21 protein-coding genes are annotated in these 26,991 nt (G+C 63.9%); 8 read left to right on the top strand and 13 right to left on the bottom strand.

Translation table 11 applies throughout. The features are described from left to right. Nucleotides 1-185 precede the first annotated feature (185 nt). Both BUS42_RS37895 and BUS42_RS37890 read left to right on the top strand, forming a co-directional pair. A complete protein-coding gene (locus BUS42_RS37895) occupies nt 186-653 on the top strand; it encodes a response regulator (protein ID WP_074316471.1) in 468 nt (155 codons plus the stop codon). A 202-nt stretch (nt 654-855) separates the two neighbouring features. Then, a complete protein-coding gene (locus BUS42_RS37890) occupies nt 856-2,049 on the top strand; it encodes a class I SAM-dependent rRNA methyltransferase (protein ID WP_074316469.1) in 1,194 nt (397 codons plus the stop codon). A gap of 174 nt (nt 2,050-2,223) precedes the next feature. Here BUS42_RS37890 and BUS42_RS37885 read toward each other — a convergent pair whose 3' ends face one another. Both BUS42_RS37885 and BUS42_RS37880 read right to left on the bottom strand, forming a co-directional pair. Then, a complete protein-coding gene (locus BUS42_RS37885; RefSeq protein ID WP_074316467.1) occupies nt 2,224-4,083 on the bottom strand; it encodes a M56 family metallopeptidase in 1,860 nt (619 codons plus the stop codon). A 19-nt stretch (nt 4,084-4,102) separates the two neighbouring features. Next, nucleotides 4,103-4,510, bottom strand: a complete 408-nt coding sequence (locus BUS42_RS37880) for a BlaI/MecI/CopY family transcriptional regulator (RefSeq protein WP_074316466.1) — start codon at nt 4,508-4,510, stop codon at nt 4,103-4,105. A gap of 227 nt (nt 4,511-4,737) precedes the next feature. Here BUS42_RS37880 and BUS42_RS37875 point away from each other — a divergent pair, with 227 nt between their 5' ends. From BUS42_RS37875 to BUS42_RS37865, 3 genes are all read left to right on the top strand, one after another. Next, nucleotides 4,738-6,138: a DUF1501 domain-containing protein gene (locus tag BUS42_RS37875; protein ID WP_074316463.1), complete on the top strand. Its 1,401-nt coding sequence runs from the start codon at nt 4,738-4,740 to the stop codon at nt 6,136-6,138. A gap of 149 nt (nt 6,139-6,287) precedes the next feature. Next, entirely contained in the window at nt 6,288-8,747 is a 2,460-nt protein-coding gene (locus BUS42_RS37870) for a glycosyltransferase family protein (RefSeq protein ID WP_074316460.1), read from the top strand. A 14-nt stretch (nt 8,748-8,761) separates the two neighbouring features. Next, a complete protein-coding gene (locus tag BUS42_RS37865) occupies nt 8,762-9,070 on the top strand; it encodes a hypothetical protein (RefSeq protein ID WP_074316457.1) in 309 nt (102 codons plus the stop codon). Between the two features lie 349 nt (nt 9,071-9,419). Here the strand turns inward: BUS42_RS37865 and BUS42_RS37860 are convergent, their stop codons facing one another. After that, a complete protein-coding gene (locus tag BUS42_RS37860) occupies nt 9,420-10,706 on the bottom strand; it encodes a serine/threonine protein kinase (protein WP_074316455.1) in 1,287 nt (428 codons plus the stop codon). Nucleotides 10,707-11,091: 385 nt separating this feature from the next. Between BUS42_RS37860 and BUS42_RS37855 the strand changes: the two genes are divergently transcribed. The 3 genes from BUS42_RS37855 to BUS42_RS37845 all read left to right on the top strand — a co-directional run bounded on the left by BUS42_RS37855 (nt 11,092) and on the right by BUS42_RS37845 (nt 14,071). Continuing rightward, complete coding sequence (locus tag BUS42_RS37855) at nt 11,092-12,198, top strand: 3-isopropylmalate dehydrogenase (RefSeq protein ID WP_074316453.1); 1,107 nt, start codon at nt 11,092-11,094, stop codon at nt 12,196-12,198. Between the two features lie 121 nt (nt 12,199-12,319). Beyond that, the gene (locus tag BUS42_RS37850; RefSeq protein WP_015244958.1) at nt 12,320-12,952 is read left to right on the top strand and encodes an HNH endonuclease; all 633 of its coding nucleotides are present in this window, start codon (nt 12,320-12,322) and stop codon (nt 12,950-12,952) included. A 159-nt stretch (nt 12,953-13,111) separates the two neighbouring features. After that, a complete protein-coding gene (locus BUS42_RS37845; RefSeq protein WP_074316451.1) occupies nt 13,112-14,071 on the top strand; it encodes a DUF1559 family PulG-like putative transporter in 960 nt (319 codons plus the stop codon). Between the two features lie 238 nt (nt 14,072-14,309). Here BUS42_RS37845 and BUS42_RS37840 read toward each other — a convergent pair whose 3' ends face one another. From BUS42_RS37840 to BUS42_RS37790, 10 genes are all read right to left on the bottom strand, one after another. After that, a complete protein-coding gene (locus tag BUS42_RS37840; RefSeq protein ID WP_015244960.1) occupies nt 14,310-14,609 on the bottom strand; it encodes a ferredoxin family protein in 300 nt (99 codons plus the stop codon). 155 nt (nt 14,610-14,764) lie between these two features. Beyond that, nucleotides 14,765-15,340: a peptidylprolyl isomerase gene (locus BUS42_RS37835; RefSeq protein ID WP_216821139.1), complete on the bottom strand. Its 576-nt coding sequence runs from the start codon at nt 15,338-15,340 to the stop codon at nt 14,765-14,767. Between the two features lie 194 nt (nt 15,341-15,534). Further along, nucleotides 15,535-19,935, bottom strand: a complete 4,401-nt coding sequence (locus tag BUS42_RS37830; protein WP_074316448.1) for a DEAD/DEAH box helicase — start codon at nt 19,933-19,935, stop codon at nt 15,535-15,537. Between the two features lie 382 nt (nt 19,936-20,317). Then, the gene (locus BUS42_RS37825) at nt 20,318-22,015 is read right to left on the bottom strand and encodes an ankyrin repeat domain-containing protein (RefSeq protein ID WP_074316446.1); all 1,698 of its coding nucleotides are present in this window, start codon (nt 22,013-22,015) and stop codon (nt 20,318-20,320) included. A 551-nt stretch (nt 22,016-22,566) separates the two neighbouring features. Continuing rightward, complete coding sequence (locus BUS42_RS37815; protein ID WP_074316442.1) at nt 22,567-23,007, bottom strand: retroviral-like aspartic protease family protein; 441 nt, start codon at nt 23,005-23,007, stop codon at nt 22,567-22,569. Continuing rightward, nucleotides 22,995-23,573, bottom strand: a complete 579-nt coding sequence (locus tag BUS42_RS37810; protein ID WP_143206671.1) for a hypothetical protein — start codon at nt 23,571-23,573, stop codon at nt 22,995-22,997. Before BUS42_RS37810 ends, BUS42_RS37815 begins: the two co-directional genes overlap by 13 nt. A gap of 310 nt (nt 23,574-23,883) precedes the next feature. Beyond that, entirely contained in the window at nt 23,884-24,198 is a 315-nt protein-coding gene (locus BUS42_RS37805) for a DUF7737 domain-containing protein (RefSeq protein ID WP_074316437.1), read from the bottom strand. A gap of 114 nt (nt 24,199-24,312) precedes the next feature. Beyond that, the gene (locus tag BUS42_RS37800) at nt 24,313-26,157 is read right to left on the bottom strand and encodes a DUF4132 domain-containing protein (protein WP_074316435.1); all 1,845 of its coding nucleotides are present in this window, start codon (nt 26,155-26,157) and stop codon (nt 24,313-24,315) included. A 41-nt stretch (nt 26,158-26,198) separates the two neighbouring features. Then, nucleotides 26,199-26,531 (bottom strand): hypothetical protein, encoded by a 333-nt coding sequence (locus BUS42_RS37795; RefSeq protein WP_074316433.1) that lies wholly within the window; start codon nt 26,529-26,531, stop codon nt 26,199-26,201. A gap of 31 nt (nt 26,532-26,562) precedes the next feature. Beyond that, complete coding sequence (locus tag BUS42_RS37790; RefSeq protein ID WP_074316431.1) at nt 26,563-26,961, bottom strand: hypothetical protein; 399 nt, start codon at nt 26,959-26,961, stop codon at nt 26,563-26,565. Between the last annotated feature and the right edge of the window lie 30 nt (nt 26,962-26,991).

Raw genomic sequence — 26,991 nt, 5'->3', positions numbered from 1 at the left:
CTTTTGAGGGGAAGTTCGCTTACAATTCCGGTTTCGGCGAGGGGCGACACCGGTTAAAATCAGGCGGAAAGAACGCCGCCGCGACTCCGACTCGATTTCCGTCCTGCTCAGTCTGCAAGACACATCCCTTTTTGATTTGAGGGATTTCGGGGCAGCTGGTCGGATTCTCCCCAGGAGACCCTGCCTTGGATCAGCCGAAAGGTCCCCCGAAAATCGTGATCGCCGACGACAACCTCCAGAATGTGGAGTTGCTCGAGGCTTACCTCAGTGATGTCGACTGCGAAATTCGAACCGCGTTCGACGGTGAGGATACCTTGCGCGTGGTCGCGGAGTTCCAACCCGACCTCCTGCTGCTCGACGTCATGATGCCGCGACTCTCCGGCTTCGAAGTCTGTCGGAAACTGCGGGCGAATCCCGCCACCAAGGATCTCCTGATCCTGATGGTCACCGCGCTCAACGAAGCGTCCGACTTCGAACGCGGCGTTCAGGCGGGGACCGACGACTTCCTGACCAAACCGGTCAACAAAGTCGAACTGTTGTGTCGGATCAAGAGCATGCTTCGGGTCCGCCATCTCAAGAATCAGCTCGAGCGAACCCTGGCCTATCTCGCCGAATTCGAGGCGGCCAGCCGTTCCTCCGAAGGCGAGCGGTGACGCCGGGCGACGACCCTGAACCGCTCCCTGGTTCACTCGACCACTTCGCCGTTGGGAACCGCAGGCTTCGACACGCGAGTTCAATTAGGTTAAGTTAAGTTTAAGTGCGAATCCGTTCCGCGATGAGCGATGATCGGTCAAGGGCGGTCCCGACTTCCATTGCCTCCTCGTTCCGACTTCTTGCCAGAGGACTATCCCAGAGATGGCCAGCCTTCCCCGAGTCATCGTCAAGCCGCGTCGAGCGCGCCCCTTCTTTGCGCGTCACCCTTGGTTGTTCGTGACCTCCATCGCCAGGGTCGAAGGCGAGCCGAAGCCGGGCTCCGAGGTTGAGGTCTTCAGTCATGAAGGTCAGTTCATCGCTCGCGGCCTGTTCAACCCCAACAGCGCCATCCGGGTCCGGCTCTACCGCTGGGACGGCGGCCCCTTGGATGACGAATTCTGGGCGAAGACGGTCGCGGCCGCGGTCCGCCTGAGACGCGAGGTCCTCCACCTGGGGGGGCCGAACGCCGCCTATCGCCTCATCGCGAGCGAATCCGACGGGCTCTCCGGCCTCACGGTCGACCGCTACGATCGCTGGCTGGTCGTCCAGTTCACGAGCCTCGCCCTCTTCGAGCGGCGGGAGATGCTGATCGGCCTGCTCGCCCAGGAGCCGGACCTCGAGGGCATCCTCTCCCGGCCCGATCGGACGACCGCCGAACAGGAAGGGATTCGCCCGCACGAGGACGTGTTCCACGGCAGCGCACCCGTGGCCCCGGTGGAGATCATCGAGAACGGCCTGACCTTCTGGGTCGACGTGAAAGCCGGGCAAAAGACCGGTTTCTACCTCGATCAGCGCGAGAATCGCCGGGCCGTGGCCCAGTACTGTCAGGGCAAACGGGTCCTCGACCTGTTCACCTACACGGGTGCTTTTGCGCTGAACGCGCTCAAGCACGGCGGGGCGGAGTCGGTGCTCGGGATCGATAGTTCCTCGACCGCGATCGAAGTCGCCCGCCATCACGCCGTGCTCAACCAACTGGGCAAGGCGCGGTTTGAATCGGCGGATGTCTTCGATGCGCTCGAGACGATCCGTGGGGGCAGCGATCGATTTGGAGTCGTGATTTGCGACCCGCCCAAGTTTGCCCGCCACCCTCGAGGGGTCGAAGACGCCCTGAAGGGTTATCTCCGCCTGAATCGGGCCGCGCTCGATGTGCTTGAACCCGACGGGTTGCTCGTCACCTTCTCGTGCTCGGGCCTGGTCGAACGTGGCCTCTTCGCCGACCTGATCGGTCAACTCGCCGAACTATCGGGCCGGTCGATCCAGATCCTCGAGCAACGCGGCCAGGCCCCCGATCACCCGGTCTCGGCCTCCTGCCTGGAAACCGAATACCTGAAGGGTTTCGTCTGCCGGGTTTCCTGACCGCGGTCTGCGGATCGGGAGCTTTTCCAGGCGAACGAGGAGCGTGAACTCCCTGGCTTCCAACGGCATCGAAAGCCAGGGAGTTCACACTTTCCGTTTGCCTCCGATTGGAAGCCAAGTCGAGGACGCTGCCGGCCGGTCGTTGACCGGCCGGCCGGGCTAGCTGGCGGGGGTTCACTTCTTGGAATCACCACGCTCGGACTTGAGGTGCTTCACTTCGTCGATGAGCTCATCCAGCTTCTTCTCCAGGTCGGCGATCCGCCGATCTTTCTCGGGAGATTGAACCGCGAGCTTCTTTTCCACCAGGTGCCGTACCTCATCCTCGAGCTTCTTGATCCGCTCGACGTCACGCACAATGAACAGCTCACGATTCAGGGCCGGCCGACCTTTGATACCCATTACGGCCCGAGCCTTCTCCGTGACTTTGTCCTTGTCACCCGAGTCCTCGGAATCCTCCTCGAGTTCCTTCGCGTTGGCTTTCTTGGCTTTCAACTCGACTTGAATCTTGTCCAGTTGCTCCTTGGCGCGGACGACCTGATCGAATTGCTTGGTTTTCAACTCATCTCCAAGCTTTGCCAGTTGCGACTCCGCGCGGTGGAGCTGGGCCCGGGCACGCTCGACCTCGGCCTTGGCCCTCGCGACTTCTCGATCGATGGCACCCCGGTGTTCGTCGGTGAAATGAAACTGGAGTTCCTTCGCTTCAAAGAGGGTGGGCCGACTCTTGAGGGTTTTGGCCGCGTTGAGGTCGTGGGCTCGAAACTCGATAATCGTATTCCCGTCGGGGGAGCTGGCCTTCGGGGAGGATTCCCCCTGCTCCTTCGCGGAGCCCTCGCCCGGCTTGATCGTCACCGTCTCTTTCCCGACGACGCGTTTCTCGAGCGACTGGAGCCTGCGGGTTTCCTCGGCAAGCTTTCGCTTCAGATTCTCCAGTTCGGAACGTTCCGACCCTTCCTTGGATTCCTGGACGTCCTCACCGGCTTCGGATTTGGCTTGATCTTCGTCGTCGGCCTTCTGAGCCCAGGTCGGCGACAACGGGAGGAGCAGCGCCGAGAGTCCGAGCATTGTCAGGAGGCCGGTCCAGCCGAGGTCGCGCGGCGTTTTCCCTTGCATGATCATGGTCACTCTCCGTTTCAAGTGATGGGCGTGACCGAACCCGCTCGCCGCCAAAGGCGCAGCATGGCCGGTCTCTGAGAGGAAATCCACGGTGTCCAACAACGTCTCCGCATACGCTCGAAGCGCGTCCGGACAGGTCCAGACCACCCAGGCGTCGCAGCACTGTTCTTCCGCCTCACGGAGCGCCCAGCGGGCGATCCAGGCCAGGGGCAGCCACCAGTAGAATGCGGTGGCAACGAGCTCGACGACTCGGACCCAGTGGTCCTTGCGGCGGAGATGGGCGAGCTCGTGAACGAGCAAGGTGATTCGTTGCCGATCGTCGAGACGGCTCCAGAGCTCGCTCGGCACGATGAGCCTGGCCTGGCACCCCAAGGCCCAGAGCATCGGGGCGGCCGGGCCCGGAAACCACCAACTCGTCGGCGGCCGCGCCAGCCCCATCTGCTTCGCCAGGTGTTCCACCTGCTCCTGAACGTCGTCCGAGGCGGGCTCCACCAGTCTCAGCAGCCGATTCCAGCGCCGAATCCGGAGGCCGGTCACGGCCAGCGTCACCAACGAACCGGTGAGCCAGGTCGTCGCCGCCCATCGCGTCCAATCGATCGACGGGAGTAACCGGGAGGGACCGAACGCGGTCTCAAGACGCTCGGCGGCCAATCGGGCCGCGATCAATCGGGCAAGGATCGTGTCGCGGTCCGCCTCGATTTTCGAGGACGTTTGCCCCTCATCAACCGTGCTCGTTGGTTCGGGACTCGTGAGCGGAATCACCCAGAGCGGCGGCGTGACGAGCTTCAGGAGCACGAGTAACCAGAGGCCATGACGCACGGCGGGCCGACGACGGAGCAAGCACCCCGCACCCGCCGCGCCGAGTGCTAGGATCGTCGCCAGCAAGGCATTCCCAAGGCCCACCCGCAGGAACGTTTCCAAAGGCTGCCTCCCTCATCTGTTAGGGGTGGTCCTTGGACGCGACGCTCGGGTCGAGCCGTTCGATCAGGGACCGGAGATCGCTCCGCTCCTGCTCGGAAAGCCGCCCTCTCTGAACCAGGTGGCTCAAAAGCGGTGTCAGTGACCCACCGCAGAGCGTCTCGGCCACCGCTTTGAGCTTGCGCCCGATCAACTCCTCGCGATCGGTCGCGGCCCGAAAGACGTGGACGCTCTCGGCGCGGTCACGAACCACGTCCCCCTTGGTTTCCAGCCGATCCAGCAGCTTCTGCACCGTCGCATAGGCAGACGTGCCCCCTTCGCCGTAGACCCGCTCGGCCAACTGCCGAATCGTCGCCGGGCCGTGCTCCCAGATCGCTTGCAGGATCGTCAACTCCGCTTCAGTGACGTCCTTCGTCGATTTCCTCGCCATCCCGTGAGTCCCCCAAAGACAGTATGTCTGAGCAAAGGGTAAGACAAACAGTCTGAGGTGTCAAGTGCCCAGGGTGTGACGATTTCAAAACGGGTTCAAGCTGGGTTCCTCGAGGCGCCAATAAAAGTTGAAGAATTGCTGGAAGCGGTTGAGAAAAGCGGCTAGACTCAGAGGAGCCAAGGGAGAGAACCGTCAGATCAGCCAACTGACGTGAGGGAGATTTGGCGATGGAAGAACAAGCCGGCGGATACGCGCACGAGATCAGCCATCGACGGGGTGCCAGTGGTTGGAGACCGACTTCGAGGGATCTGTTGGGAGCAGGGTCGACGTCGCGTCGCTGGTTCATGCGGGCGGGCCTTTCCGGGATCGCCGGGCTCTCGGCCGCGCAACTCCTTCAGCTCCGGGCCGAAGCGGCGATTGCGGGGAAGCCGGCCTCGAAGCCGAAGTCGGTGATCGTCTTCTGGCTCTCGGGGGGACCGAGCCACCTCGATATGTGGGATCCCAAGCCCGACGCGCCCAGCGAGGTCCGCGGCCCGTTCGGCTCGATCGCGACCAACGTGCCGGGGGTTCGGTTCTGCGAGCATCTCCCGCGGCAGGCCGCGATCATGGACAAGTTGACCGTGATCCGCTCGATGGATTGCTCGGCGAGCAACCACACACCGATCACGATGCAGGCGGGGAACCCGCTGGCGCAGCGGACCGATGATAACCGCGAGGGGGGTGGGTATCCCTCGATGGGTTCGATCGTCGCGAAGTTGCGCGGATCGAACGATCCGAACATGCCGGCTTTCGTCGGCCTGGCCGATAGCTGGAAGGCCGACGTCTGGGGCGCGGGGCACATGGGCGCGGCCTTCGAGCCGGTCAAGGGGAGCGAGCTCTCCGGTCGGTTCGAGCTCCCCAAAGGGGTGAACCTCGATCGCCTCTCCAGCCGTGAAGCGCTCCGGAAGCAGTTCGATCAGCTCCGCGCGGATGTGGATAGCAACGCGGCGATCGAGCACGTCGACCGCTACACGCGGCAGGCGATCGACATGGTCTGCTCGGGGCAGGCGCAGCGTGCGTTTCAGCTCGACAAGGAAGATCCGAAACTGCGGGACGCCTACGGCCGTGACAGTCTTGGAACGAAAGCCCTCCTGGCGCGTCGACTCGTCGAGGCGGGGGTGAGCTATGTCATGGTCAGTGGCGCCTGGGGCTATTTTGACCACCATGGCGACAACGTCGTCTGGAAGGGGATCGAGAAGGGCCTGAAGCCGCTCTTGCCTCGGGTCGACCAGACCCTGGCGACCTTGGTCGCCGACCTGGAAGGGCGCGGCCTGCTCGAGAGCACGCTCATCGTGATGATGGGCGAGTTCGGCCGATCCCCCGTGATCAATCGCGAGGCGGGACGCGAGCACTGGACCCACGTGATGTCGATGGTTCTCGCCGGCGGCGGACTCCGGCATGGGCAGGTCATCGGCGCGACCGACAGCAAGGGCTACGGCATCAATCAGCGCAAGGTGACGCCGCAGGATCTCGCCGCGACCCTTTTCACCTACCTCGGAATCGACCCCAACGCCTCCTGGGTCAATCCCCAGGGCCGGCCGATCCCGATCGTTGTTGAGGGGGGCCAGCCGATCGCCGAACTCTTCTGACCGGAGCGGCGGGTATGGAATGGAGGAGGCCGAGTTTCCGAGTTCAAAGCCGCTCAGCTCGACTTGAAGGAAATCGGTCGATCGGCTATTCCTGACGATTGCACACCGGGAGGATCGACTTCGAAGCGATGCAAGGAGGCATTGCAGCTATGTCGCCGCGTCGCGAACTGCTCGCCTTTTCCGCCGTGCTCGCCCTGCTGGTCGCCGGATTCTTCGCGGAGTCCCTTTTCGGCGGCAAAGTGCTCAGCTCGGCCGATGTCCTGCTCGTCTCCGCCAGCTTTCGCGACCACCGCGGCGCGGATTACGAGCCGGCGAACCGGCTGCTGATGGACCCTGTCCTTCAGTTCCAGCCCTGGATCGAGTTCAACCGCACGATGATCCGCCAGGGTCGTCTGCCGCTCTGGAACGATCGGGCTGGTTGCGGCACGCCCCACCTGGCCAACGGGCAGAGCGCGGTTTTCGATCCGTTCCAGATGATTGCCTACGTTGGGACTCTCCCCGACGCCTACGCCTGGATGGCGGCCGCGCGGCTGTGGGTGGCGGGGCTCGGGATGTTCCTGCTCGCCCGATCCTGGGGCTTCGGCCCGTGGGGACGCTGGTTCTCCGGCCTCGCGTTCCCGTTTTGCGGGTTCCTCGTCGTCTGGCTCCTCTATCCGGTGACCAACGTCGCGGTCTGGATGCCCTGGCTCTTCTGGTCGGGCGACCGGGTGCTCCGCCAGCCCACCGCGCGGCGGGTCGGAGTGCTCAGCATCGTGACCGCACTCGTCCTCGTGGGCGGGCATGTCCAGACGAGCGCCCACGTCATGCTTGCCGCCGGCCTGTTTGTGCTCTGGCGGGCCGCGGTCACGGCCCGACGCGGGGGGGCGGACGAGCCTCGTACCGACCTGATCGACGAATCCAGGTTGGCCGGTCAGCCGTCAAGGGAATCGAGCGGCTGCCGCCGCGGGGTGGTCTATTGGACCGCGGGAGTGACGCTCGGGATCATGCTCGCGGCGGTGGAAGTGGTCCCGCTCGGCTTCTATTTGACCCGGAGCCCGGTCTGGGAGGACCGTGAACGCGAGCGGGACTCTCCCTGGAGGATCGCCCGTCCTCGGGTGCTCGGGGCGATCTGCACGGCTTTCCCCTATGCGTTCGGCAGTCAGCGACGGGGTCATCCGCATCTGGGCCGCGCTCTGGGGGTGGATAATCTCAACGAGACGGCCGGGGGATTCGCCGGTCTCGCCACCTTGATCTGGCTCGTGCCGTTGGCTTGGTCGGCCCGACGGGAAAATGCGCACGTCAGGTTTCTCGCCAGCCTTGCCATCGTCGGCGTTCTAGGGGCTTGCCGCCTCCCTCCGGTCGACAACCTGCTGCGTGCTCTCCCGGTGCTCGGAGTGACCGACAACCGTAGGTTGAGCCTCTGGGTGGCCTTCTCGTTGATTCTGCTCGGGGGTATCGGACTCGATCGGCTCCAACAAGGGCAGCGGGTGCGCTCGGTCTGGGTCTGGGGGGGCGTTGCCCTGGTCCTGCTGGCCGGTGCGGCCGGGTTCGGGCGCCTCGAACCCTTTTTCAGGCAACGCGCGACCGACCATTACGCAGAGGCCGCGGCGGCGACCGCGGGCGCGGATCCGGCGGTTTACTTGGCGCGCGCCGAACGCCAGGTGCGTTCGACCCTGACGTTCGTTCCGCGCTACCTGGGGCTGGCGGGAGTTCACCTGCTCGTGCTGGCCGGACTTGCGGAATCGCTCCGACGTCGGTGGGTTCCGAGCCCGCTGGTTCGCTCGGCCGTGGTCGGTCTGACGCTGCTCGACCTGTTCGGGTTCGGGGTCGGGCTGAACCCGGCGATTGCGCGGAGTGATGACCGACCGGTCAGCCCGGTGATCGCCTACCTCCGCCGTGAGCTGAAACCGACCGACCGGATTCTCGCCATCGGCGAAGAATTGCCTCCTAATGTATTGATGCGATACGGTCTGTCCGACGTGCGCAATTATGACTCAGTTGAGCTGTCGCGGAACCTCGCCTTCTTCGCCTCGCTTTACGAGCCGGGACCGAAGGCACGGACCAGTCGGCGATCGATTACGTGGGAGGGGGTCCTCCGCGCCCGCGATCGGCTCGAAGACGCGTCGGTTCAAGCGGTCGTCGGTTCCACGCCGCCTCCCGCGGGCTCGTTTCCGCGGGTCGATCGCGTGGGCGACGTCTGGGTCGCCCGGCTCGAGGGCGCACCCTGGATCGAGGCCGACTCGGCCCTCGCTCGGATCGCGCTCGATCGCGCACCGGGAAGGATCAGCGGCAAGTGTGAATTTAAAAAAAATAGTCAGATTGTTATGCGAGAAATCTTTGATTCAGGATGGCGGGCCACGGTCGATGGCCTGCCCGCAGAAATCAGATCATATCGAGAAACATTTCTGGAAATGAAGCTTCCCGCGGGCCGGCATCGACTGGAGGTTTGGTACGACCCGCCCGAGCTTCGGTTGGCGATTGCGGCTTCGGTGATCGCTTTGATTACCGTGGTTTTCGCCTTGACGGTCCCCCAATGGTTCCGATCTACTCGAATTATGGCCGACGGGCTTGGACGGACTCAAGCCGTCGAGTTAGAATCGGATTTGTGCTCTTCACCAGCCAATTACTGAGGGATGAGACGCTGATGGTCCACTTCACGTGTGATCTCTGCGGTAAGGATCTAACCGCATGCGGAGACCCCCGGTATGTGGTCAAAATCGAGGCTTTTCCCGGCTTCGACCCCACTGAGATCACGGAGGACGATCTGGATGAGGATCCCATGGAGGCGGTCTCCCAGCTCTTGCAGCGTGACGAGCAACTCAGTGCCGAGGAAGCCGCGACACCGCTGCGCAAGGGCTTTCGTTTCGACCTCTGCCCGGGTTGTCACGGCAAGTTTCTCAAGGATCCGCTCGGCAAGGAATTTCTCCGGTCGTTCGACTTCAGCAAGAACTAACACGGACTTGTGGGTCGATCGCATGGCGATCGACTTGGGGAGGTTGAGTTGAGTACCGCCTGGTGCCCAATTTGGCCGCTCGGTGTCAGGATTTGCCTCGGACCTTCCCCACTCTCGACTCCATCATGAAGCCGGATCGATGACGAGTCAGGCCCTCTCGACTTGAGAAGGCCTCGGCTCGCGGTCAGGCGCGTGGATTCGAGCCAGCAAACCGGCGTGGGAGCGAGCGTGAGCCCGCTGACAACCCACGGCGAGATTCCGCAAAATGCTGGTGGGCCGTGCCCACCCTACATTCTCTTGTAGGGTGGGCACGGCCCACCAGGGAATCTCCCGCTCCCGCGCGTCAGGCTCAGCGCGTGGTGATCATGACGAGGTTGGTGATCACGGAGAGGGCGAGAATCGCCGCGAGCGCGAGGATCATGTGCTGCCGGCCGTTGACGTAGCCGGCGATCTCGATCAGTTGGGCTTCGCTGGCCCCGCGCGTGTCGTCGCCGACGTCGCCTTCCGCCAGGGTCGCGAGGTCGTCGGGCTTCTGCCCGGCGAGCATCGGGCTCTCATCTTGGAGCAGGCACTTGAGGTCGAGAATCAGGTCGTCAGGATTGCGATACCGGTTTTCCCGGTTCTTGGCCATCATCGTCTCGACCACAACCCCCAGGCCGCTCGAGAGCTTGGTGTTGATATGGTCGGGAGGGACAATGAATGTGTTTTTGTCGACATGTTTTCGCATGACCTCCGCGGCGGCCTCCCCGTCATAGGGAACGCGGCCGGTGACCATGTGGTAGAGCGTGGCGCCTAGGCTGTAGATGTCGGCCCGGATATCCACGTCCACCTGCCCGCGCACCTGTTCGGGACTGATGTAATAGGGCGTGCCGATCGCCATGCCCGCTTCGGACATCGCCCACTTCTCGTCCGCGGTGAGCCGGGCCAGGCCGAGGTCGGCGAGCTTGACCCCACCGTCTTTGGTCAGGATCACGTTCTCGGGCTTGATGTCGCGATGGATCAGGCCACGCTGATGGGCGTGCTTCAGCGCCTCGGCCACCGCCATCACGATGGTCAGGGCGGCCTTCTCCTCGAACACGTTCTTCTTGTCGAGGGTATCCTTGATCGTCCCCCCTTCAACATACTCCATCACGAAGTAGTGATGGCCGTTGACCTCGCCGGCGTCGATGGCGTTGACGACGTTGTTGTGGGAGAGCTTGGCGGCGATCTTCGCTTCGCGATCGAACCGCTTGATGAACTCTTTGTTCTGAGCGAGCGCATCAAGCAAGATCTTGACGGCGACGATGCGGTCGACGCTCGTCTGGCGCGCCTTGAGGACGACGCCCATCGACCCTTTGCCCAACCGCTCGAGGACTTGATAGCCCGGGATCTCGAATTTCTTGGCGGTCTCGCCAATCTCCTTGAGCAAGCGCACCGACTGGCTCCTGGTCAGGACTTTCGCCTCGACCATGATCTCAAGGAGTCCCTTACACTCATCCTTGGCTGCGAGCTTGGCTTTGTGGGCTTTGCACGCCTCGATTTCGACGGGCGTGGCCAGGCCACGGCGCAAGATCGACTTCTCGAGATTGAATTCGTTGAGACTCGAAAGCCCTTTCGAATCCTTCGCGGGGGGATTGCTCTCGGTCTTCGTGGCCATGAGGCCGGCTCCCAGGTGCCTGCAAAACACGGGGATCGAACAAAATTCGACGACGTTTGAGATTACTGAGACAGGCAGCGACAGACGTCCGGCGGAAGAAAGGAGAACCCCGGGTGCCGCAATGAGATTATTCCTAACAAACTATGGGGTCGGCATCGGTGTTGTCAACGGTTTTCTTTACCGTGACAGCACGCACACTTCCGGTTCTATCGGCTCTCGAATTGTACGACGCGAGCCTGCTTTGCGTGACGCTTGAACCTCGCGCGCGGGGCGGTTAAAGTATTATTCGTGAGATGCTTGGTCACGCTCGACCGCGGATCTCGTCTGGAAGCAACTCACGTCGGGTGGCCCAGTTTCGGTTTGTCCCCTGGTTGAGGAGGCGGTTTTGCCCACGATCGGCGTTATCGGCGGAGACGGGGTCGGACCTGAAGTGGTCCGTGAGGGATTGGCGGTTCTGGCTGACGTGGCTGAGCGCGAGGGGTTTCGCTACGACCTCGTCCCGTTCGACCTCGGAGGGGAACGCTACCTTAAGACGGGCGAAGTCCTCCCCGACAAGGTCGTCGACGATCTGAGGCGATGCGACGCGCTCTTCTTGGGGGCGGTCGGACATCCGGGCGTGGCTCCCGGAATTCTCGAAAAGGGGATCCTGCTCCGCCTTCGATTCGAATTCCACCAGTACATCAATCTCCGGCCGGTTCGCCTGTACCCGGGCGTCGAGACCCCGATCAAGGGGAAAGGCCCCGACGAGATCGACATGGTGGTCGTCCGCGAGAACAACGAAGACCTGTACGTAGGCGCGGGGGGATTCACCCGGAAAGGGACGGCCGAGGAAGTGGCGATCCAGACGTCGATCAACACCCGCGCGGGGGTCGAGCGCTGCCTGCGGTACGCCTTTGATCTGGCACGGTCACGCGGCCGCGATCGCCCTTATCCGGGGCTCACCGAGGAGGAACGGGGACGTGGTTTGCTGGGTCAGGTCACCCTGGTGGCCAAGACCAACGTTTTGACCTTCGCCCACGACCTCTGGATGCGCGCGTTCACCGAGACGGCCCGCGACTATCCGGAGATCAAGAGTGACTATCAACACGTCGACGCCTGCTGCATGCGCATGGTCGTCAGCCCGGAACGATTCGACGTGATCGCGACAACGAATATGTTCGGCGACATCATCACTGACCTCGGGGCCGTGCTTCAAGGAGGGATGGGCCTGGCCGCCTCCGGCAACCTGAATCCGGCGCGGACCGCGCCGAGCATGTTCGAACCGGTTCACGGCTCGGCGCCCGACATCGCCGGCAAGGGGATTGCCAACCCGATCGCGGCGATCCTCTCGGTGGCGATGCTGCTCGATCATCTGGAACTTCCCGGCGCCTCCGAGCGGATCCGACGCGCAGTGGCGCGGGTCCTGGCTGCGGGCGCTCCCAAGACCCCCGACCTCGGTGGTCGTGCTAAAACGGCTGACGTCGGCCAGGCTGTCCGTAACGCCTTCGAGTGAGCGGACGGGCCAAGGCGACCCAGCCCAGCGAACCTGGTCCCAGGTGCGCATTGTCTGAACCGCGAGCCTTACGCCTTGGCCCCTTACGTCCGTTTCTGCCGCTCGGAGGAGAGACACGCCCATGAGTTTTGGCGCCAGTCACGCCCTCGATGCCAGTGTCCTTGTCCTGAATAAGTTTTACATGGCGGTCCACGTGATCTCGGTCCGGCGGGCGTTCTGCCTGCTCTTCAAGGACCTCGCCGAAGTGATCACGCTGGACGATGGCCGGTACGCCTCGTTCGATTTCCAGAGCTGGCGCGAAGTTTCCGAGGCTCGGGCTCGGTTCAAGCACCCCGACGATGAGTTCATCCGCACCGTTCACTTCGAGATCCAGGTGCCCCGCGTCGTGCGCCTGCTGGCCTACGATCGGCTCCCGCGGCAGAAGGTCAAATTCAACCGCCGCAACATCTTTGCCAGGGACGGCAATCGTTGCCAGTACTGCGGCAAGCGGTTCGCGACCAGTGAGCTCAGCCTCGATCACGTCCTGCCCCGAAGTCGAGGCGGATTGGCGAACTGGGAAAACATCGTCTGTGCTTGCCTGAAGTGCAACGTCCGCAAAGGCGGGCGCACTCCCTGGGAGGCCAACATGCGGTTGATCAAGGAACCGATTCAGCCCCGGACCAGCCCGTCGCTCTGCCTGAAGCTGTCGCACCGCCGCTACCAGAGCTGGAAGACGTTCCTCGACAACGCCTATTGGTCGGTCGAATTGAAATAGCTGAATTCATCGCCATCGCCCTCGAATGGTGCGCGTACGGCGGTTTCATCCCCACCTGAAACCGTGAGAGGGTGATGGCATTCATTTCGTGGATCGGTTAGGCTTGAGGGTCGGAGATTGTGACGCCGTCAGTCCGGTCGTTATGAGAGGGATAGACCGATGCGCCGAAGCCGGGGAGCCGCGAGGTTAAAGACAGGGTTTACCCTGATCGAATTACTCGTCGTCATCGCGATTATTGGGGTCCTGGTCGCCCTGATCATGCCGGCCGTTCAATCGGCCCGCGAGGCAGCGAACCGGGCGAAGTGCCAGAATAACCTCAAGCAATTGGGGCTGGCCGGACAGGAGTATCACGATACTTTTCTAAGCCTTCCCTCGGGATGGTTCTGCAACGAAGCGCAGTGGGATGCGAGCTCGGGCTGCTCCGCCGGAGACTGCAACTGCCTGCCGTGGTCAAGCCAAGCGTACATGTGGAACGGGCTGACGTCGGGGTTGCTCTTGAAGCTTGAGCAAACGAACCTCTGGAATGAGATCAACTTCAACCTGGCTCCCACCGCGATTGATAACACGACGGCGACCCGACGGACCATCGAAGCGTTCGTCTGCCCCTCGAACCGAAAGGCGACCGCGGTGGCGTCGGGAACGTCGACCGCGTCCAAACTCGGGCCGTCCGACTACCGAGGGAATTCGGCCGCTGACGGCAACATCGCGTGCAATGACGCCGCCACCTTGCCGACCAATCCGCTCGACCTCTCCACCTCCCCTTGCACTCAGTTCGACAACGGGGTGGCCTACAAGAACTCGAGTGTGAGCATGGCCGACATTACCGATGGAACGACTTCGACCATGTTCATCGGCGAGGTCATTTATCCTAAGAATTACTGGAGCGATGGTCCCAGTTCGTGTGTCCGCACTCTGCTCGGACGCACGATCAACAAGCCGATCACCGTCGGCACGACGAACTACTGGTCGTACTGGGCGAGCAAGCACCCGGGGCTGGTAAACTTCGCACGCTGCGACGGCAGTGTCGGTACGGTCACCAGCCAGATCAATAAGCTGGTCCTCTTGAAACTGATGACCCGGGCGGGCGGTGAGTCGATTTCGAGCGACGAGATCAAGTAAGGCTTCGCCCGCCAACCCCCGGACCTGCGTCTTCGCGGGCGGAGCCATCAGGCTTCGCCCGTTTCGCGTTCGAAAGCGGCTGCACCGGTGAGTCGCCGGCTTCGCGGGGGAGTCGGGGAGCGTCGGCGCCTGTCGCTTTGGCGGGGCTGCCCACTCCACCCCTTGCGCAAAAAAGAAACCCCAGAGGAGCATCTGGGGTCGAGGGTCGGCTTCGGTTTGGCGGCTTGTGCGTCCGGCTTTACTTCTTGGCGGGAGTGCAAGACTCGCCTTCCAGAGCGTCCTTCTTTTCATTGATCACGGGGCACTTGGGGGCCTCTTCCGCGTTCAGCGCGGTGAAGTCCTTCCAGTCGTCCGGCAAGTTGTCTTCGTGGAAGATCGCCTCGACGGGGCACTCCGGGACGCACGCTTCGCAGTCGATGCATTCCTCGGGGTTGATGTAAAGCATCTGCGCCCCTTCGTAGAAGCAATCGACGGGGCAGACGACGACACAGTCGGTGTACTTGCAGTCAAAACAAGGCTCGGCCACGATGTGAGCCATTCATAACACTCCTAAGAGAACCTGATATCACCAAACCGCGAGAATCATGAATCCAGAGGTCCGGAGCGAATCCGAACGCGCAACCCCGGTCATCTTAGATCGCACGCCGGGATGGGTCAAGAGAGTCCGGCGTGCGCCCGCCGGCCGAAATTGGGTCAGGACTTGGCTTTCCGCTTGGCGCTCTTGATGTAAATCGGCTTGAGCGGGACGTCGTCCATCCCATTTTTGAAACCGGTTTGAACCTTGGCGATCGCGTCGACCACATCCATTCCGCTCGTGACCTTGCCGAAGACAGTATAACCGCCCCCGAAGGTGTCGAGCCGACTATTCGTGTCGAACAGGTTGATGAAGAACTGCGCGGTCGCCGAATTCGGATTGTTGGTCCGAGCCATCGCAATCGTGCCCCGGGTGTTGCTCAGACCGTTGCCCGACTCGTTCTTGATCGGCGGCCGGGTCGGCTTCTCTTGCATCTGATCGTTCATTCCGCCGCCCTGGATCATGAAGTCGGAGATGACGCGGTGGAAGATCAGGTTATTGTAAAAACCGTCGTCGACGTACTTGAGGAAGTTGTCGACCGTGATCGGCGCCTTGGCATGGTCGAGTTCAATCGTAATCGGTCCCAGCGTGGTGTCGAGGACGACCACCGGCTTGTCGTCGGCGGCGTTGGCGGCCGTCATCGTCAATGCGCCGAGCCCGACGAACGCGGTGATTCCGAAAAGAACGTTGGTCATGAATCGTGCGCGTGGCATGTGGGGTCTATCTCCGAAAAGTGAGCCTGAAGCAGCGACCGCAGCTCATGGCCAGGGCCGGTCACCGGTTGCGAAACCTGAATCTAGCAAACGTCTGACCGCTTGGGTAGTTGTCCGCCTGGTTCGCCCAATCTTCGTCGCTCGCACGGGAGAAACCGCCCTCACGGACCGCCCGACTACCAACCCGCGTAATACGTCATTCCGGGATAATCGCGCACGAACCCAATTTCGGCTAACCAAGGGGCGGCGGCGCTCTCGAGTGCGGGGCGGGTGTTGTAACTCTCCACCTTCAAGACTCGACGCGCCGGCCCAGCCAGCGTGGGGACCAAGGCCAACGCTCCGCGCAGATCCGTTTCCGAAGCCGAAGCCAGGCCCGTCAGCCGCTTGCCGGCCGCCTCGATGATCAAGACCGGGCGGCCGTCGCGTAGGACCAGGAAATTCGTCGGATTGCGCGGCAGTCGCGCGGTTCCGCCTTCGAGCAGGTCGATGTCGAGAGGCGCTCCCGATCCGTAGAGGTTGGCCGGGTCCAGGCTCGAGATCAGCACGTACTCGGCGGCCGATTCGCGGTCGCCAGCCATCCTGGCCAACTCCTCGGCAACTTCGAGCGTCGCATATTGGACGCCCGAGAGTCCCTCGACAAAATAGCCGCGACGGAGCTCGCCTCGGAGTTCCGCGCGGGCGAGCCAGGGGGCCAGGTCACGCCAAGGGGGGCACCATGGGTCGAGTGCGGCCGTTTCGCGAGCGAGAACGCCGTAGCGTTCGAGCAGGACCGCCGCCCAGGCGAGTTGGCCCGTTTCAAGGTCCAGGTCCACGGGCTCCAACCGCCACCACCGCCCCTCGGGACGACTTGAGGCGGTGCGACGCAACGACGGCCGGGAACGCTGCAAACTCGTGCGCTGGCCCGCGGCGGCGCGGGTAAGGGCCTCGGTGATCGCGGAACCGCCCGGTCGGAGGGGGTCGAAGCGGTCGTTTGTGGCCAGTCCGAGCCGAAGCAGGCGATCGAGTGCCAGCCGGGTTCGTGACGGTTCGAGCCCCAGGTTCCGGGCCAGGTCGGTTGCGAACGAGGCCCCCCGGCGCTCGAGTTCGGCGAGGACCTGGGCTTCGGCGTCCGTCAGTGAGGGGACCTCGTCCGGAGCGCTGGGCCAGGCCCCCGCGAAGTCACGAGGAGCGAACCCGACGCGAGGCTCACCCTTGGTCTCCCCTTCGGCCCGCCAGAACCAGCCGCCGGCCGAGAGCAATTCGTCGAGCCAGGCCGCGCGGAAGTCGCGGACTCGCCTTGGCAACAGGTCCGTTTCCCAAAGGTCGGCCGGGGCCGCGAACCCGGTGAGCTGCTCCAGGACCAGGCCGACCGCGGCTTGGCCCTCCCAGTGAGTGGCGGGATGCACGTGCTGACGCCGGGCCACGAAGTCGGCGAAGACCTCGGGGGCGACCGCAACACTCTCCCGCCGTCGCAGCGCCATCGAGAGTCGGCGAACCTCCTCGAGGTTTCGCCGCTCGGCCCAGAGCGGTTCGCCCGAGTCACCGGCCGGCTCGAGGCGGACCAGCCTCCCCTGCTCTTCCCAGCGTTCGAGCAGGTCGGTCGCTGCCGCGGGGCCGAGCGGGTAACGCGCCAGCAGATCGTCGAGGCCGACGAGGGCGTGGGTGCCGAGAAACCGCCGGACAATCGTCTCCTGCGCGGCCTCGTCGGGTTCGTGGGCGAAGGCCGACTCATAAAGGGGCGATTCCTCCGCGCTGATCCAGCGCGTGGGCTCGAGCGTTCTCGCCAACTCGATTTCCGCGGCTCTCCCTTGCGCTTGAAGCTCGACCAGGAAACCAAGCATCGGGCCGCTCAAGTCGCCCGCCGCGAGGTCCCCCAGGCGTCGCAAGGTTTCGGCCATCTCGTCGACCGTGCGCGGGGGCCGACCGATCTCGCGGAGCCGGCTCTCAACCTGACCGATCGCGTTCGGGTCGAGCCATTGGGCGTGGCTCGCCGCGTCGAGCAAGGGATCGAGAAGTCCCTCGTCCACCGCCGCTCGGCCCGGCTGCCGCTCGGCGTGGCGGGGTTCGTCCCACTGATAGAGGAATTGCGAGGTGAAGCGAAAGATCAGGTCGGTGGCGAACGGCGACGCGATCTCACCACGGCGCGCCACCACCCGAATCGTCCCCGAGGCCACGCGGTCGAGAAAGAGCCGGAGGCGGGGCAAATCGAGGTCGTCATTGAGGCATTCGCGGTAGGTCTCGACCACGATCGGGAAGTCAGGGAGCTGCCGGACGACTTGCAGCAGGTCCTTGGCCCGAAGCCGCTGGAGCCAGAGGGGCGTTCGCTTGGATGGGTCGGGGCGCGGCATCAGCAGCGCCCGGCCGGCGTTCTGGCGAAACCGGAGGCCGAACAAGGCGCTATCCCCCAACTCCTCGCGGATCAGGCGCTCGGCGAGTTCGGAAGTCAGGCCGTCGAATACGTCGAGGGGAGGCTCGTCGTTCTGGGGAAGGCGAATCAAGATCCCGTCGTCTGCGTGAAGACAGGACAGGCTGATCCCTAGCCGCTCCCGCAACCGACCTTGAAGCGCGAGTTTCAACGCCTGGTGAAGCTTGCCGCCGAACGGGGTGAGTACGGCCACTCCCATCTCGCCGGCTGGATCTCGGAACGACTCGATAATCACGGTGCGGTCGTCGGGGGCGGCACCGACGACCCTGACCTGCCGCGCGACGTGATCGCGCAATGACTCCGCGGCGGCCGGCTCGAGATGACAGTCGGCCTGAAGCCAGGCGACGAGCCCCGGGTCATCGAGCCGCTCGACCAGCTCGCGGCTCAGGGCGCCGACGGCTTCGCCGAGCTCGGGGGTGCGTGCCGAATCCTCGCCGCGCCAGAAGGGCATCATCGCGGCTTGCCCCTCGGCTCTGGCCACGACGACGCGGTGGGTCTCGATCGCCTCGATCCGCCAGGTGGCGGTTCCGAGCACGAAGGTTTCCCCCACCCGACGCTCGAAGACAAACTCCTCGTCGAGCTCGCCCAGCCGTGGACCTTCGTTACCAAGATAGACGGGGTACTGTCCGGTGTCCGGAATCGTCCCGCCACTGGTCACCGCGAGCCGCGCGCTGCCGGGCAGAGCGTGCAAGCGGTTGTGGACTCGGTCCCAACTCACCCGGGCACGGAGGTCGCGGAAGGTCTCGGTGGGGAACCGGCCCGCGACCATTCGAAGCACGCTGTCGAACGCGGACGGGGCCAGGTTGCCATAGGGATAAGCGCCACGGACCAGGTCGAAAAGGGCGGGGACGTCCCAGCGATCCATCGCCACGCAGGCGACCACCTGCTGGGCGAGCACGTCGAGACAGCCGTTCGGCACTCGCAATGACTCGACCGCGCCGCCGACCATGGCGCGGCAGAGCGCGGCCGATTCCAGGAGGTCGCTCGCCGTTTTGGCGATGAGCCGCCCCTTGCTGACTCGGCCGACCACGTGACCCGCCCGGCCGACCCGCTGAAGCCCCCGTGCCACACTGCCGGGCGATTCGACCTGACAGACCAGGTCGACCGCCCCCATGTCGATCCCGAGTTCCAGCGACGCCGTGGCGACCACGGCTTGCAGCTCGCCTCCCTTCAAGGCCTCTTCGGTATTCCGCCGTTCCTCCTGGCTCAGGCTGCCATGATGCGATCGCACCAACGCAGTTGCGGTCGTCTTGGGGCCGTCCTCATGCTCGTTGAGATGCGCGGTCAGCCGCTCCACGACCCGCCGGTTGTTGGCGAAAATGATCGTCGAGCGGTGCGCGCGAATAAGCTCGAGGAGCCGGCGTTCGATGGCCGGCCAGGTGGTGCCCGGGGCCACGGGGCCAGGCCGTTCGAACGGCACGAGAATTTGGAGGTCGAGCTCCTTGCGGTGTCCCGTGTCGATGATCGTTACCGGCCTTGGTACGAGGCGGGTCTTCGTGCCGGGACCACGGATGATCCGGCACCCCCCGAGGTATCGCGCGACTTCATCGAGCGGGCGCTGGGTGGCCGAGAGGCCGATGCGGACGAAGCCGTCGGGGTTGATCGCCTCCAGGCGTTCCAGCAAGAGGGCGAGGAAGACCCCTCGCTTGTTGGGGCAAAGGGCGTGAATTTCATCGATGATGACATGAGAGAGTGACCGTAAGGTCTCGCGGGCTCGGCTCGTCAGCATCAGGTGCAGCGATTCGGGCGTGGTAATCAGGATATCGGGAGGCTTGCGGACCAGCTTTTGGCGGTCGGCCGAGGAGGTGTCGCCGCTCCGGACCGCGATCGAGAGCGGAGCCAGTTCGGTCTCGGCTGCTCGAGCCGTCTCCACGATCCCCTCGAGCGGCATCTGGAGATTGCGATAGACGTCATGGTTCAGGGCTTTCAGAGGCGAGATGTAGAGGATTCTCGCCCCGGGCGCCCGCCTTGGGGTGCGCCAGAGATGGTCGAGGCAGGCCAGGAACGCCGCCAGCGTCTTGCCCGACCCGGTGGGGGCGAAGATGAGTGTGTTTCGCCCTTCAGCGATCGCCGGCCAACCGAATTGCTGGGGAGGGGTGGGCGCCCCGAACGTGGTTCGAAACCAGGTGGCCACAACCGGCAGGAAGCCGTCCAGGCCATCGTTGCTTGACATGGTGTTGAGGCCGACCCCCCCTCGGGCTCGTCGCCAATTGCGACGAGCCGCGTCAATTGTCCCCTCAGACACGACGTTCTGGCAAGATGGATCTAAACAAATGTACCCAAATTGAAAAAGATTCGAGTCGGTGGCCAGGCTCCCAAAGGAGGTGACTCGGGGGACTTGGATCGTCCAACGGTGCCTGCAGTCAAGCGTCCCGCTTCTCTGGAACTCCCAGTCTTCCCTGGTAAAGTGCCTGGCTACTCGCTCAGTCGCGTCCAGGGCCGCCAGTTTCACGGTTCGTGTCGCGACATCCAATGACTCGATGCCGAGAGCGCCCACCGTGCCGGGAATTCTGACCGTGGCGCCGCTGGATCGATTGAACGTGACCCGCCGCACCTCACCCCTTCGCCCCCGCCCTCACCAACTTCTCGGCCACCTGCGTATGCCCGCGTCTCTTTGCCCACGCTAACGGCGTGGCCCACGGCTTGTCATCCGGAAGATTCGTCTTCGCTCCGCGAGCGAGAAGAAAGTCCACCATATCCGGACGATTGTGTTTTGCGGCCCATCCTAGCGGTGTAGAGCCGTAGTCGTCATCTCTGGCCAGGATGTTCGCTCCGGCGTCGAGCAGCAACGCCGCACATTTGAGTGAGGCCTTGTCCGGGCGGCCGCTACCGTCGCCCCTGCAGCACAGATGCAGCATGGTTTGCATCTGCCAGTTGCAGGTGTCCGGATTCATCCCATTTTCCAGCAGCGTGCGAAACATGTCGGGCTGCTCCATCAGATACGATTGGCATCCGGTAACGAGTGGCGGCACGCGAATACCGGCGTCTAACAAACGCTTCAGCAAATCTCGCTTGCCGCGCGTGACGACCGCCGTGAAGACACCCCCACATCCGAGTTCTGCGGACTTCGGATCCGCCGTGACCCGGCGGATGACCTCATCATCTTCGTCCTTCCACACAAGGTCATAGGGATCGAGGCTGCCGCCGTGGGCCTCGAGCAACGCGCGAATCTCCGACGTCTTCGCCGCGCACACCGCATTGCCGGCCGAATCGATATGACCGTTGGGGTCTGCCCCACGCGACAACAAGAGTTCAACCATCGCGCGGTTCCCTGCGCGCGCGGCCGTGTGAAGGGCCCCTCCCTTGTCGGCGTTGAGCTCGGGCCAGGCCGGGTTTGCTCCTCTTTCGAGGAGCAATCGAGCAATCGATTCGTGACCGAATTCGACAGCCGTTGTGAGCGGCCGCCGTCCATTCGGCCGCGCTTCCCGAATCTGCGACGGGTCCTCATCCAGGGTCGCCTTGACACGGACGAAGTCACCCAGCGCCGCCGCAACGGCGAGATCATGGTTCGCGCCGTACGCCAGCAGCAGTCGGGCTGTCTTCACATCGCAGGGCATCGTCGGTTGTTTCCTACGCCCGCGCGACTTGATCCAGCAACGCAAACGCGCGAGAAGCCTCTGCCATCTCGGCGGGCGCACGCTCCTGCCGCGTCCACCCCAGACCGCGAGATCGATTGCCTGGATGTTGTGCGGGCTGAGGCCGTCGGGAGCCCCCAAGCCGGAACCGTCTATCGCGTGAATGTCTGCGCCACGTTCAAGGAGCAGTTTGACAACGCTGCGCGCCCTTCCGATCACCGCACGATGGAGCGGCGTGCCTCCCGCACGATCCCCACGATTCACGAGGTGAGGGTCCGCATCCAGAAGTTCACGAACCCGTCGAAGGTCGCCGGTCTCCGCAGCCAGATGAATCGGGTGATCCTGGCGCGTCTCAGCCGGCGCGGTCCTACCCTGTCGATCGCGAGCCCGCTCGAGAGTTGCCACGACGGCATCATGGCCGCGTTCGCTTGCCATTCCGATCAAGCTGTCGCCATAGTACCCGTTCCATTCCGGGTCCGCTCCAGCATCGAGCAACATCTGAACAATCTCGGCATGTCCTTCGCGGACCGCGAAGTGAATCGGCGGCGTATAGAAATAGCCGCGTCGGCTCAGCGCAGGGTCTCCGTTCAGAAGCCGACGCAGCGTGGGAGCATCGCCGGTAGCCGCGGCAACGATGATTTCCCAGTTGTCGTCTTCGATGTCAGGTGGCTTGATCATGCCGCCCCCACGTTGTTGTAGTCTTCGGATGATGTCCCGCGGCCAGGAAAAAGATGTGGCGATCCGGCTCGGTTTCGAGGTTATCCGGCGGCTGCCTGCTGGACAAGAGAACGATCTTTTGCCGGCTCCTCCAAGGCGGCCTCGCGTCCAATCGGTGCCAGGCACCCAAATCGGGTGACTCGGGGACCTGGATCGTCGAACGGTGGCTGCAGTCAAGTGTCCAGCTTCTCTGTACCTTTCAGCCTTAACTGGTCAAGTGCCTGGCTGTGTTTGCTCTGCCGCTAAATATATTTAGTGTCTCGGTATATTTGATAGATTTAATGTTCGAAAACATTGACGTCTTTTGGGTTATGTGGGGTATTGTAACGTGTCTTATGGGGAAGATTTTAATCGGAATCTATAGAATGGATTGACAGTTAGGGATGTTTGCAATGGTCTGAAGTTTCTGGCCACTTTGGATCCTGTGACCTTGCCCGATGCCCGCCGGAACGTCCCGGACTTCGGCGGGGCGCCCCTGGTAGCGCCCCTGTCTGGTCGCCACTTTCGTGGAGTTAGAACGCGAACGTGCACCGCCCGTCGGGACCATTGTAGAGCAGCACACACCGGCTCAGCAGGTCGCGGCCCAGGATCATGCCGACGTCGAACTTGGCCAGGTCCTCGACCGCGACGACGCATACGGTCGACGCCAACAGCATCGGCGGGACGGCCGGGAACGCCAACCTGATCCGGTAGACGACCCCGGTCTCGGTGCCTTCGGACCCCACACCGATGACGATGCGCTCGCCGCCGGGATCCAGGCCCAATTTTTCGGCGATCCGGCGCGCGAGCAGCGATGTCCCAGCACCCGTATCGAGCATGGCCGGGACCAGGATCGGCAGCGGGATGGGTTCGCCGGCTGCCCGTAGCGCCTCAATCGTCGCCTCTGTCGGGCCGACGATCAACTCGAGAATCGGGGCCTGGCCGGCGCCGACCGTGACCGTCAGGTTCGGCATATCGCGACATCGCGGGTGACGAGTGCCGGCGGCTCTGCGGCTAGGACTTGCCTGATGTAGAGCGGTCCCAGGCCGAACGCCTCGTAGCCGGCGCGCTCCGCGGCCTCATCGCTCTCCAGCGGGCCGACGCACTCATCTCCGACGATGACCACGAACATGCCCTCGGACGTCTTGAGGAGCTCGGTCTGAATCCGCTCGTACGTCGCCCGTTCGACGTCGAACCCGTGATAGGGACGACGATGAGTTGACGTTTCAGTCGGGGTCGGCATGGCACCTCCTGTGCTCGATTCGGAGGTGGCAATACCGGGATCATTCTGTGTCCTTGCCACCTCTCCCGCCGGATCCGCCTCGCGGCCACCCACCATCCGACCAGCCTCGGCCGAGAGAATCGCCAAGCTTGCAACGGGATCCTCGAATTGCTCCTTCAGGACTGCCGCCAAGGTGTCGGCAAGATCCAAAAGCTTGTCATGCTCTTCGGGAGCTACGTAACCCGCGGGCCGGGGGGTCGGAGTTCCTTGCTCGGACGCAGCGGACGCTCCGGAGCGGTCGTCTCTGATGCCGGGCATTCCGCACCTTGTAGCAGAGGGGTTGAAATGGAGGAAGTCGACTTTCCCTCCATTATGAGGCACAGCCGCCCGATCCGCGACCCGATTCCGATTCGGCCTCGCTCCACGTCCCCGCGGGACGGTTCCGCGCCCGGCTCGAGTCAGTGGCCTGGCACTTTACCAGAAGCCCAAGCCGCGCGGAGTCACTCCCACCGGCCACGAACGAGGGTGCAGGGCTTTTCTCACAGAAGGGCGTCGAGTCGGTGGCCAGGTTCCCAAAGGAGGTAACTCGGGGGACCTCGATAGTCCAACGGTGTCTGCAATCAAGTGTTCAGCTTCTCCGAATTTTCCAGCCCTCCCTGATCAAGTGCCTGGCTACTTCCTCCCTGTCAGTTGACCCAGTTGCATCGAACTGGCTGGTGATCGTCTCGTCTTTGATCTTCCGGTCGTCGGCGAGCATCAAGGCCTTGCTCAGGACGACCGAGAGGACCGCGTCCCCCTCGAATGGGAGGAAGACTCCGCCGTCGGGCCGGGCCGAGGCCGTTTGCTTGGGGACGATGCAGAGGTACTGGTCGTTCGGCTCTATCAGGATGTTGCCGCTGCCCAGGTGGATCTTGTAGGTCCGCAGGTCGCCCCGGACGACCAAGAACTTATCAGTGAAACAACAGCGGTCGGCAATCTTGAGACGGGGGACGATCCTCTCGAGCGCCTCCTTGCGGGTCTGCGCGGTGGCCGAGAGGGTGCCGAAGCTGAACCGCTCCTAGTAGTCGCGGTGCTGGCCGCCCGCGCCGCCGTCGGCCCAGCTCGGGTCATTCCCGACACTCGCCACGCCGACGAACAGGTCGACGTCCCGCATGACCTCCGAGAAGGCCAGCGGCGGCACCTCCTCCAGCGGGGTCGGCCGGTCCTCGCCGTTCCAGAATTGATAGCCACCCCCCGAGGCGTGCGCCTTCGCCTGCGCGGCGTCCGTCGGGTAGAACCTGACCTGGTCCGTGGTCAGGTAGAGGTAGGCGGACGACTCGGTGAACTCATCGCCGACCCCCTCGACCCAGAACTCCGCGCGGAGGCCCCATTCGGACAAGGGGCGGGTCGCGGGCGGGAAGGAGTCGTCCACACCTAGCCTCAGCCGGTTCTTCCACCCGCGGGCGGCGCAGTGGGCGTGGAACTGGTGTTGCTTGAGGAGGTGGGCGGCGAACCGGTTTGAGTAGGACCCCGTCCGGCGTTCGGCGTCGGCCAGCAGGTAGACCTCGCGGTGGGCCTGCTTGAATGGCTGCCTGACCCCCAGCCGCTCCAGGCGGTCGCGCCAGGCGAGCACCTCGTCGACCGGGCGGCCGATCGGGTGCCAGAGGCCGACCGTCGTCGACCCACCGGGTGGCTTGAGCGCCTGGCCGTCGCGGTCGACGAGCCTGCCGTTGTGGAACAGCCCGTCTTGCGAGGTCTTACCGTCGGTGAAGGTCCAGATCAGCCGGCGGGCGACCACGCCGACCAGCGGGTGGTCGAGGTAACGCTCGCGCCAGTCGTCGAGGCTCCAGGTCTTGCGGGCGAGGTACGACGCGTCGAGCGCATCGCGCCGGGAGGTCAGCATCATGCCGGCGTCCTTGGCTGTGGCTTGCAGCTCTTTCCACTCCTCGGCGTGGTCCTTTTTGACCGACGCGGGCACCGACTTAAGCGGCGAACTGTCGGCCTTGCTCCAGTGGATCGAGAAGCCGTCGCCGTGTGCGTCGGCCGCCATCTCGGCGCGGTACTCGCCGAAGATCTCGACGCGGCGGCCGACGTCCTCCATCCCATAGGTCGGGACGCCCAGTTCCCCGATCTCCTCGCGCGGGAGGTTTTCACGCTTCGCGGCGGCGTCGAATGCCTTCTCGATTTCCTTCAGCGCCGTGCCGAACTTGACCCGCGTCTTGAGCATGGCGAGCTGGCCAACCGCCTCGATCCCCGGCAGCGTCCCGAGCACGCTCACGCAGGCGTTGCCGAGCGAGACCAGCCTGGGCCCGACGCCGGGGAGCTTGCGATACGAGCTGATCGCCAACTTCGCCAGCGCCCGGGCGACCTCCCTGTCGTCGAGGCCCGCGCACAGGAAGACCAGCCCACGGAGGACGTTGATGTGGCCGGGGAGGATCAGGTTTGTCCAGTCCGGGTCCCAGGAGTTCTGGTTCGGGTGGGGTGCGGTCCTCGGCCGGTCAACCAGCGGGAACCAGCGGAGGACGGCCCGTCTGAAGGCGTCGGGGCCGATCCGCTCGACCAACTCGCGGGCCGCGGCAAGCCACTTCTCGGTCGTCTTGCCGGACTTCGGGAGCGTCTTACAATGGGCCGCCAATGTGAGCCAGACGCTCCAGGTCGGGCCAGGCGGCAACCCCTCGATCTCGGCGATCGCGGCGTCGGACCAGGCCTCGCCCGGGTCCAACTGCCGGCGGATACCGACGGCTAGCGCCATCTCCAGGTTTTCGAGCCATTCCTCGCGCTCGTCCTCGTGGAAGTAGATCGGCCACTTCTTGCGGGACTCGACCTGCGCGCGGATCATCGAGGCCATCCGGAGGACAGCCTCGCGGGTGGCCGGGGAAAGCTCGCGCTTGGCGGCGAGATCGCCGATGATGTCCTGAACCACGTAAATCAGGTAGAGAAGTCGGGTCGGCTTCGCGAGCCCGGCTACGTAGTCCGCCGCGGCGGCTCGTCGGTCCTCGACCAGTAGAGGGTCTCGATCAGCAAGTCTTCGAGGAGCTTGCCCGAAGCGTTGCTTGTCGCATCGCCCTTCCCCCGCATGCCTCCCGGCTCCAACCGGGAAGCAATCTCGCGGACGATCGCCGCCTTCGTCTCGGGGTCGGCCTTGAGGACCGCCCGCCCCTCCTTGTATTGATCGGCCGCCAGGCTCGACAGCGTTTTGCACGTCGCCCGGAATGCGAACAAGGCGTCAATGCGCTCGCCCGCGGTCGCGCCCTCGACGGGCGTCGCCACCTGCTCCGCCGCCTTCTTCTTCGGCATCGCCCGACTCCCTGGATCGCCTCATCTCGCGTCAGCCACCCACCAGCAGGGTCAGACGCAGGAAAGTCGCCACGGAACCCTCGCGGAGAGTCACCTCCTCGTCGAGCGAATCGACCTGCCGGTCGTCCACGAGCAGGAGGATCTGGTTGGCCTCGAACGCCTCGACCGCCCGCTCGAACTGTTTCTTCCAGTCGACCGGCCGGAACCGGGCCGTCGCCCCCGCGCGGTTGAGCGCCCGCTCAGCGCTTTCGGGACGGACGAGCCCGAGGAACGGACCTGTCATTCTAAGGTTGTAGTCCTGCACTTCCTGGTAGACGCGGCTCCGGATTAGCTCCCGGGCCGTCATCCGCTCGGCGGGGACGTCCAGCGTCTGCTCCTGCACTGGCACGCCGCCGACCCCTTCGTCGCGTATCGTCAGAGTGATGGCCATGCGATTGGTTCAATAGCAAAACGAATTCGA

The sequence above is a fragment of the Singulisphaera sp. GP187 genome, assembly GCF_900129635.1.
Classification (GTDB): Bacteria; Planctomycetota; Planctomycetia; order Isosphaerales; family Isosphaeraceae; genus Singulisphaera.
This window is presented reverse-complemented; position numbering and strand designations above follow the sequence as displayed.

What these genes read in the sequence shown, in the direction of transcription:
- BUS42_RS37890 (WP_074316469.1), top strand. Translation starts at nt 856, where the DNA reads ATGGCCAGCCTTCCCCGAGTCATCGTCAAGCCGCGTCGAGCGCGCCCC.
- BUS42_RS37880 (WP_074316466.1), bottom strand. Translation starts at nt 4,510, where the DNA reads ATGGCGAGGAAATCGACGAAGGACGTCACTGAAGCGGAGTTGACGATC.
- BUS42_RS37875 (WP_074316463.1), top strand. Translation starts at nt 4,738, where the DNA reads ATGGAAGAACAAGCCGGCGGATACGCGCACGAGATCAGCCATCGACGG.
- BUS42_RS37870 (WP_074316460.1), top strand. Translation starts at nt 6,288, where the DNA reads ATGTCGCCGCGTCGCGAACTGCTCGCCTTTTCCGCCGTGCTCGCCCTG.
- BUS42_RS37865 (WP_074316457.1), top strand. Translation starts at nt 8,762, where the DNA reads ATGGTCCACTTCACGTGTGATCTCTGCGGTAAGGATCTAACCGCATGC.
- BUS42_RS37860 (WP_074316455.1), bottom strand. Translation starts at nt 10,706, where the DNA reads ATGGCCACGAAGACCGAGAGCAATCCCCCCGCGAAGGATTCGAAAGGG.
- BUS42_RS37850 (WP_015244958.1), top strand. Translation starts at nt 12,320, where the DNA reads ATGAGTTTTGGCGCCAGTCACGCCCTCGATGCCAGTGTCCTTGTCCTG.
- BUS42_RS37845 (WP_074316451.1), top strand. Translation starts at nt 13,112, where the DNA reads ATGCGCCGAAGCCGGGGAGCCGCGAGGTTAAAGACAGGGTTTACCCTG.
- BUS42_RS37840 (WP_015244960.1), bottom strand. Translation starts at nt 14,609, where the DNA reads ATGGCTCACATCGTGGCCGAGCCTTGTTTTGACTGCAAGTACACCGAC.
- BUS42_RS37835 (WP_216821139.1), bottom strand. Translation starts at nt 15,340, where the DNA reads ATGACCAACGTTCTTTTCGGAATCACCGCGTTCGTCGGGCTCGGCGCA.
- BUS42_RS37830 (WP_074316448.1), bottom strand. Translation starts at nt 19,935, where the DNA reads ATGTCAAGCAACGATGGCCTGGACGGCTTCCTGCCGGTTGTGGCCACC.
- BUS42_RS37825 (WP_074316446.1), bottom strand. Translation starts at nt 22,015, where the DNA reads ATGATCAAGCCACCTGACATCGAAGACGACAACTGGGAAATCATCGTT.
- BUS42_RS37815 (WP_074316442.1), bottom strand. Translation starts at nt 23,007, where the DNA reads ATGCCGAACCTGACGGTCACGGTCGGCGCCGGCCAGGCCCCGATTCTC.
- BUS42_RS37810 (WP_143206671.1), bottom strand. Translation starts at nt 23,573, where the DNA reads ATGCCCGGCATCAGAGACGACCGCTCCGGAGCGTCCGCTGCGTCCGAG.
- BUS42_RS37795 (WP_074316433.1), bottom strand. Translation starts at nt 26,531, where the DNA reads ATGCCGAAGAAGAAGGCGGCGGAGCAGGTGGCGACGCCCGTCGAGGGC.
- BUS42_RS37790 (WP_074316431.1), bottom strand. Translation starts at nt 26,961, where the DNA reads ATGGCCATCACTCTGACGATACGCGACGAAGGGGTCGGCGGCGTGCCA.